Annotated in this window: 5 protein-coding genes and 1 tRNA gene; 5 read left to right on the forward strand and 1 reads right to left on the reverse strand. The window is 74.3% G+C overall.

Going from position 1 to position 8,041, the window contains the following annotated elements:
• The 4 genes from JGS39_RS32835 to JGS39_RS32850 form a co-directional block, all read left to right on the forward strand.
• Window positions 1-634 (forward strand): (2Fe-2S)-binding protein (locus tag JGS39_RS32835; protein ID WP_236065862.1); only part of this gene is annotated, 634 nt, incomplete at its 5' end.
• Window positions 631-2,976 (forward strand): xanthine dehydrogenase family protein molybdopterin-binding subunit, encoded by a 2,346-nt coding sequence (locus JGS39_RS32840; RefSeq protein WP_219573409.1) that lies wholly within the window; start codon window positions 631-633, stop codon window positions 2,974-2,976. The genes JGS39_RS32835 and JGS39_RS32840, both read left to right, overlap by 4 nt.
• A gap of 65 nt (window positions 2,977-3,041) precedes the next feature.
• On the forward strand, window positions 3,042-4,688 hold the full coding sequence (locus tag JGS39_RS32845; protein WP_219573410.1) for a PucR family transcriptional regulator: 1,647 nt from the start codon (window positions 3,042-3,044) through the stop codon (window positions 4,686-4,688).
• Between the two features lie 200 nt (window positions 4,689-4,888).
• The gene (locus tag JGS39_RS32850; RefSeq protein ID WP_219573411.1) at window positions 4,889-6,262 is read left to right on the forward strand and encodes a type III PLP-dependent enzyme domain-containing protein; all 1,374 of its coding nucleotides are present in this window, start codon (window positions 4,889-4,891) and stop codon (window positions 6,260-6,262) included.
• Window positions 6,263-6,318: 56 nt separating this feature from the next.
• Here JGS39_RS32850 and JGS39_RS32855 read toward each other — a convergent pair.
• Window positions 6,319-6,393: transfer RNA gene (locus JGS39_RS32855), tRNA-Cys, on the reverse strand.
• 215 nt (window positions 6,394-6,608) lie between these two features.
• Here JGS39_RS32855 and JGS39_RS32860 point away from each other — a divergent pair.
• Window positions 6,609-8,041: MFS transporter (locus JGS39_RS32860; protein WP_219573412.1), on the forward strand; the 1,433-nt coding region annotated here is incomplete at its 3' end.

The following is an 8,041-nucleotide window of genomic DNA, read 5'->3' on the forward strand; positions in this document are numbered from 1 at the left end:
AGGAGGTGGCGGGGTGCTCGACCTGCCCAGCGAGCACCCCGCCACCTCCTACGTGCTGCATGTGAACGGCGCCGACCGGCCCGTCACCGACGCCTGGATCGGCGAGTCGCTGCTCTACGTGCTGCGCGAGCGCCTCGGCCTCGCCGGTGCCAAGGACGGCTGCTCGCAGGGCGAGTGCGGTGCCTGCAACGTCCAGGTGGACGGCCGTCTCGTCGCCTCCTGCCTGGTCCCGGCGGCCACGGCGGCGGGCAGCGAGGTCCGTACGGTCGAGGGCCTGGCCGTCGACGGTGAACCGTCCGACGTCCAGCGCGCCCTGGCCGAGTGCGGCGCCGTCCAGTGCGGCTTCTGCATCCCGGGCATGGCCATGACCGTCCATGACCTGCTGGAGGGCAACCACGCCCCCAGCGAACTGGAGACCCGCCAGGCGCTCTGCGGCAACCTCTGCCGCTGCTCCGGCTACCGAGGCGTGCTCGACGCCGTGAACGAGGTCATCGCGGGCCGGGAGGCCGCCTCCGAGGCGGCCTCGGCGCCCGCGCAGGAGTCCGCCGAGGCGGACGAGGCCCGCATCCCGCACCAGGCGGCGCCGGGCGCGGGTAGTGTGCAGGCCCATCTGCAGGACGGAGGCATGGCGTGAGCAACGACGCGGCCACCGCGGCGGGCGCCACCCACACGGCGATCAGCATCCCGTCGCTGGACGGCCCGGGCGGCCCCGGAACCGAGCAGCCGCTGCTCGGCCTCGGCGCCTCCCTGCCGCCCACCGACGCCCGCGCCAAGACCGAGGGCACCTTCCCGTACGCCGCCGACCTGTGGGCCGAGGGACTGCTCTGGGCGGCCGTGCTCCGCTCCCCGCACCCGCACGCCCGCATCCTGTCCATCGACACCTCGGCCGCCGCCGGGATGCCCGGTGTGCGCGCGGTCGTCACCCACGAGGACGTCCCCGGCGACAGCGCCTACGGCCGCCGCGTCGTCGACCGCCCCGTCTTCGCGTCCGACCTGGTCCGCCACCACGGCGAACCGATCGCCGCCGTCGCCGCCGACCACCCGGACACCGCCCGGCTGGCCGCCGCCGCGATCACCGTCGAGTACGAGGTGCTGGAACCGGTCACCGACCCGGAGAAGGCCTTCGCCGCCGAGCCGCTGCACCCCGACGGCAACCTGATCCGCCACATCCCCCTGCGCTACGGCGACCCCGAGATCACCGGCGAGGTCGTCGTCGAGGGCCTGTACCGCATCGGCCGGCAGGACCCGGCACCCATCGGCGCCGAGGCCGGACTCGCCGTGCCCCGCCCCGACGGCGGTGTGGAGATCTACACCGCGTCCACCGACCCGCACACCGACCGGGACCTCGCCGCGGCCTGCTTCGGCCTGGAACCCGACCGGGTGAAGGTCGTCGTCACCGGGGTGCCCGGCGCCACCGGCGACCGCGAGGACCCCGGCTTCCAGCTCCCCCTCGGCCTGCTCGCCCTGCGCACCGGCTGCCCGGTCAAGCTGGCCGCCACCCGCGAGGAGTCCTTCCTCGGCCACGCGCACCGCCACCCCACGCTGCTCCGCTACCGCCACCACGCGGACGCGGAGGGCCGCCTGGTCAAGGTCGAGGCCCAGATCCTCCTGGACGCGGGTGCCTACGCGGACGCCTCGTCGGAGTCCCTGGCCGCCGCGGTCGCCTTCGCCTGCGGTCCGTACGTCGTGCCGCACGCCTTCATCGAGGGCTGGGCCGTCCGGACGAACAACCCGCCCTCCGGCCATGTCCGGGGCGAGGGCGCGATGCAGGTCTGTGCCGCGTACGAGGGCCAGATGGACAAGCTCGCGGCCAAGCTCGGCATCGAACCGGCAGAGCTGCGGATGCGCAACGTGCTGTCCACCGGCGACATCCTGCCCACCGGGCAGACGGTCACCTGCCCCGCGCCGGTCGCGGAGCTCCTGCGTTCCGTACGGGACGTCCCGCTGCCCTCGCTGCCCAAGGACTCCCCGGAGGACGACTGGCTGCTGCCCGGCGGCCCCGAGGGCGCGGGCGAACCCGGCGCCGTGCGGCGCGGGGTGGGCTACGCGCTGGGCATGGTCCACATGCTCGGCGCCGAGGGCACCGACGAGGTCTCCACGGCCACCGTCCGGGTCCACGACGGCGTCGCCACCGTCATCTGCGCCGCCGTCGAGACCGGGCAGGGCTTCACCACGCTCGCCCGTCAGGTCGTGCAGGAGACGCTCGGCATCGAAGAGGTGCACGTCGCGTCCGTCGACACCGACCAGCCCCCGGCCGGTCCGGCGACGCACGGCCGTCACACCTGGGTCTCCGCCGGAGCGGTCGAACGCGCGGCGAAGATGGTCCGCACCCAGCTGCTCCAGCCACTGGCCCACAAGTTCGGCATGTCCACCGAGCTGCTCCAGATCGCCGACGGCAAGATCACCAGTTACGACGGGGTGCTCTCCACGACCGTCACCGAGGCGATGGACGGCAAGGAGCTCTGGGCCACCGCCCAGTGCCGCCCCCACCCCACCGAACCGCTCGACGAGTCCGGCCAGGGCGACGCCTTCGTCGGCCTCGCGTTCTGCGCGATCCGCGCGGTCGTGGACGTCGACATCGAGCTCGGCTCGATCAGGGTCGTGGAGATGGCGGTCGCCCAGGACGTCGGCCGGGTCCTCAACCCGTCCCAGCTGGCGACCCGGATCGAGGCGGGCGTCACGCAGGGCATCGGGGCCGCTCTGACGGAGAACCTCCGCAGCGCCCGGGGTCTCGTCCGCCACCCCGACCTGACGGGCTACGCCCTGCCGACGGCCCTGGACGCCCCGGACATCCGCATCGTCAAGCTCGTCGAGGAACGCGACGTGGTGGCCCCCTTCGGCGCCAAGCCCGCCTCGGCGGTCCCGGTCGTGACCTCGCCGGCCGCGGTGGCCGCCGCGGTCCGCTCGGCCACCGGCCGCCCCGTTAACCGCCTCCCGATCAGACCGCAGGCGGCCGTCGCCGCGCCCAAGTCCTGATCCCGGCCCCGGCGCAGTGACGGGCGACATGGCCGCGCCGGGCCGGTCCGGTCCACTATGTGCGGATGCACCCCATTGAGACGGACCGCCCCGAAAGCGGCCCCACCCTGGCGCAGCTCCTCGCGCTGATCGCCGCCGGGACGCTCGACGTCGTCGTGGCACCGCAGGGCACCGGTGTGCGGGTCCGGGACGTGGTGCTGCACGACCCGGGCGAGGAGCGGGACGAGGAGGCGTGGGCGGCCACCGGCATGGTCCTGCTGGCCGTCGGCGTGGAGGTCGCCTCGCCCGAGGCGGTCGACGTGCTGCGCGCCGCGGACCGCGCCGGGGCAGCGGCCGTGGTGATGCGGCGCGGCGCCCGGGGGCCCCGGGCGGCCCTGCTGGAGGCGGCGGAGCGGGGACGTACGGCCTTGCTGGCCCGGCGGCCGGACCAGGGCTGGACCGAGGTGCTCGGCCGGTTGCGGACGGCGCTGGTGCACAGCGTCCCGGACCGGTCCGCGGGCATGGCCGGGGTGGACGGTCTGCGGCTGGGAGATCTGTCGGGCCTGGCCAACACCGTGGCGGACCTCGTCGGCGGCGCGATCACGATCGAGGACCCGCAGTCCCGGGTGCTGGCGTACTCACGCATGGACCACGAGCCCGACCCGATGCGCAGGCTCACGATCCTGGGCCAGGAAGTGCCCCGCTGGCGGGTCACCGAGCTGCGGGAGAGCGGCTTCTTCCAGGCCCTGTGGAACACCGACGACGTGGTGCGGCTGCCCGCCGACGACCGGTACGCCGAGCGGCTGGCCGTCGCGGTGCGGCACGGATCCGAGGTCCTCGGCTCGATCTGGGCCGCCACGGACGGGCGGCCGCTGGCCGAGGACGCGGTCGCCGCGCTGCGGACGGCGGGCCGCGCCGCGGTCCCGCACCTGTCGCACCACCGGACCTGGGGCCGGGCCGCGGCCTGGGCGCGCGAGGGCGCGGTGCACGCACTCCTGGCGGGCAGCACGCAGGCGGCGCACGACGTCGGGATCGTAAGGGGCCGGCCGTACGCGGTGATGGTGGCGGAGGCGTACGACGGTCCGGAGCCCGCGCCGGGCGACGTGGGGCAACGGGTGCTCGACGTGCTCGCGTTGCAGGCCGCCGCCTACCGCCCGGGGTGTGTGACCGCGCGGTCGGGGCAGCGGTTGTACGCCCTGGTGCCGGCCGTGGACGGCGAGACGGACCCCGCGCGCACCCTGCTGGCGACGGCCCGCGGGGTGCCGCGCGGCGTGGTCTACGCCGGCGCCGGCCCCGTGGTGGCCGACCTGGCGGAGCTGCCCGGCTCCCGTGACGCGGCGGAGCTGGTCGTACGGGTGCTGAGGGAGCGGGCCGCACGCCTGCCCGCAGGCGGGACCGGGTCGGCGGTGGCGTCGTACGAGGAGGTGGCGGCGGAGGCGGCGGTGCTGCGGCTGCTGGACGGGGTGGAGCCGCTGTGGGGGGCGATGGAGGGACCGGTGCACGCGATGACCGCGCACGACCGGGCACACGGCTCCCGGTACGGCGAATCGGTCGCCGCGCACCTCGACGCCTTCGGTGACACGGCGGCCGCGGCACGGCGCCTCAACGTGCACCCCAACACGCTGCGATACCGGCTGCGCCGGGCCAGGGACCTGTTCGGCGTCGACCTGGCCGATCCGGCCGTGCGGCTCCTGGCGGACGTGGGACTGCGCCTGGACAGGCGTACTGGCTGAGGCGTTTTCGGGGACAGCTCCCGCGCTCATGATCGTTTGGTTGTCGTACTCGACATGCCAACCGGTCAGGCATGGTCGTGTCCGACGAAGACATGCCGGGCTCCGCGCACCGAAGCTGGGCACAACGGCACGCGGCCGGACGGGCGCGGCGCACGAGCGACCCATCACGTCATCACGTCATCACGTAGGAGTTGGTTCAGGTGACATCCGGTTCGGCCCATCGGCGCAAGACCGCCCGCGAGGCGGCGCTGGCCCGTGCCGTCGAGGACGGCCTGCTCGGCCCCGGCGCGCCGCTGGTCGGCCTCCTCGACGTCGACGGGGTGCTGGCCGCAGTGGACGCACTGAACGAGGCGTTCGAGGGAGCGGCCACGGTCCAGCACACCTTCGCGGCCAAGGCGTGCGGACTGGTACCGGTACTCCGGCTGCTCGCCGACGCCGGCATGGGCTGCGAAGTCGCCTCGCCCGGCGAGCTGGAGCAGGCCCTCGCCGCCGGCTTCACCCCCGACCGGCTGGTCTTCGACAGCCCCGCGAAGACGGTCGAGGAGCTGGAGTTCGCGCTGGAGCACGGCATCGCTGTCAACCTGGACAACTTCCAGGAGCTGGAGCGCGTCGACCGGCTGCTGGCCGGCCGCGAGCCCGCCGGACCCATCGGACTGCGGGTGAACCCCCAGGTCGGCGCCGGCGCCATCGGGGCGATGAGCACCGCCACCGCGACCTCCAAGTTCGGCGTCGCGCTGCGCGACCCGGGCGCCGTGGACGCCGTGATCGACGCCTTCACCCGGCGCCCCTGGCTCAACCGCCTGCACGCACACGTCGGCTCCCAGGGCTGCCCGCTGCCGCTCATCGCCCAGGGCGTCAGCGCCGCGTACGACCTCGCGGAGCGGATCAACGACCAGCTGGGGCACGCCCGGATCACCGGGCTGGACATCGGCGGCGGTCTGCCCGTCAACTTCGACACCGAGGACGACCGCCCCACCTACTCCGACTACGTCGCCGAACTGCGCGACGCGGCTCCCGGGCTCTTCGACGGCCGCTACACCCTGGTCACCGAGTTCGGCCGCTCACTGCTGGCGAAGAGCGGCACCATCGGCTCGCTCGTCGAGTACACCAAGTCCGCCGGCGGCCGGCAGATCGCCGTCACCCACGCCGGCGCCCAGGTGGCCACCCGCACCGTGTTCATGCCGGACGCCTGGCCCCTGCGCGTCGGCGTGTTCGACGCCGCAGGCCGCCCCAAGGACGGCCCGCTCCAGGTCGTGGACATCGCGGGACCGTGCTGCTTCGCCGGGGACCTGACCGCGACCGCCCGCGAACTCCCGGCCATCGAGCCCGGTGACGTGGTGGCGCTGTACGACACAGGCGCGTACTACTTCTCCTCGCACTTCTCGTACAACTCCCTGCCCAGACCGGCCGTGTACGGATACCGCACGGACCGGTCCGGGCGGATCCGCCTCGCCATGGTCCGCGAGGCCCAGAGCATCCGCGAAGTCGTCGAGGAGAGCGGCCTCTCCCACGCGGACGCCCTCGTGGCGCTGTACGAGGGAGACCGGGAGCCGAACGCGGTGTCCGGCCGCTGACAGTGCCGGAACGACGGTCCGCCCGCCCCTCGGAGTGAGGGGCGGGCGGACCGGTGTGGAGACCGTGACCGGATTCGAACCGGTGTAACTCGAGTTGCAGTCGAGCCCCTGAGCCTCTCGGGCACACGGTCGTGCGGGTGATGCCGTTGTGCCGTGGTGCGATGGACCGACCGTATTCCCGTGGCGGCCGGGCGGACAAGGGTGCGTGCCGCCGTGCAACGCGACTGCCATACGGCGTTCACGATGGCCGGCGGTCCCGCCCGTCCCGGTCCTACGACCAACGTCGGAGAACGTGACCGACCCACGACAGGTCCCATGCCGGATTTCGCCCCTTACTCTTGGGCTCATGACCGCCCTGGAACCGCGTGACGCCGATGTCTCGCCCCGCATCGAAGACACCGACGACACACCGGGGGCAGCGGTCGCCACGGCGCCCGAAGGCGTCCTCGGACGGACTTACCGGGCACTCAGCATCGGCATCGTCTCCGTCGTCTTCCTGATCGCGTTCGAGGCGACGGCGGTCGGGACCGCGATGCCGGTCGCCGCCCGTGAGCTGCACGGCATCCCGCTGTACGCGTTCGCGTTCTCGGCGTACTTCACCACCAGCCTCTTCGCCATGGTGCTGTCCGGCCAGTGGGCCGACCGGCGCGGGCCGCTCGCACCGCTCGCCGCCGGGATCAGCGCCTTCGGGGCGGGGCTCCTGCTGTCCGGGACCGCGGGCACCATGTGGATGTTCATCGCGGGCCGGGCCGTGCAGGGTCTCGGCGGCGGGCTGGTGATCGTCGCGCTGTACGTGGTGATCAGCCGGGCCTACCCGGAGCACCTGCGGCCGTCGATCCTGGCCGCGTTCGCCGCGAGCTGGGTGATCCCGTCCGTCGTCGGGCCGCTGGCCTCCGGAAGCGTGACCGAGCACCTGGGCTGGCGCTGGGTCTTCGTCGGCATCCCGGTCCTGGTCGTCTTCCCGCTGGCGCTCGCGCTGCCCGCGATCCGGCGGACGGCGTCCGGTCCGGCGGACCCGGCGGCGCCCGTGGAGCCGTACGACCGCCGGCGCATCGCGCTCGCGCTGGGCATCTCGCTGGGCGCCGGTCTGCTCCAGTACGCCGGGCAGGAGCGGAACTGGTTCTCCCTGCTGCCGGCCGCCGCCGGTGCCGCCCTGCTCGTCCCGGCGATCCGCGGCCTGCTGCCCCCGGGCACCGCCCGCGCCGCCCGCGGACTGCCCGCGGTGGTGCTGCTGCGCGGGGTGGCGGCCGGGTCGTTCATCGCCGCCGAGTCGTTCGTCCCGCTGATGCTGGTCACCCAGCGCGGGATGTCCCCGACGATGGCCGGACTCTCCCTCGCCGCCGGCGGCGGTACGTGGGCGCTCGGCTCCTACGTACAGTCCCGGCCCCGCATGGAACCGCACCGCGACCGGCTGATGGTGGGCAGCATGGTGCTCGTCGCGGCGGCGATAGCGGCGGCGCCCGCCGTGCTGATCGACGGGGTGCCGGTCTGGACGGTCGCCGTGGCCTGGGCCTTCGGCTGCTTCGGCATGGGCATGGTGATCGCATCGACGAGCGTGCTGCTGCTGAAGCTGTCGGCGCCGGAGGAGGCGGGGGCGAACTCCGCGGCGCTCCAGATTTCCGACGGCCTCTCCAACGTCCTGCTGCTGGCCGCGGGCGGCGCGGCGTTCGCGGCCCTCGGCGGGGGAGCGGTGGGCGCGGTGCACGAGGCGGTGGACGCGGGCGCGTCCGGCTCGCACCCGGGGGCGTTCGCGGTGGTGTTCCTGCCGATGGCGGGGGT

The sequence above is a fragment of the Streptomyces poriferorum genome, assembly GCF_019399235.1.
Lineage (GTDB): Bacteria > Actinomycetota > Actinomycetes > Streptomycetales > Streptomycetaceae > Streptomyces > Streptomyces poriferorum.

Excerpts from the sequence above, each read along its gene's own strand:
- JGS39_RS32845 (WP_219573410.1), top strand. The coding sequence starts at position 3,042 with ATGCACCCCATTGAGACGGACCGCCCCGAAAGCGGCCCCACCCTGGCG.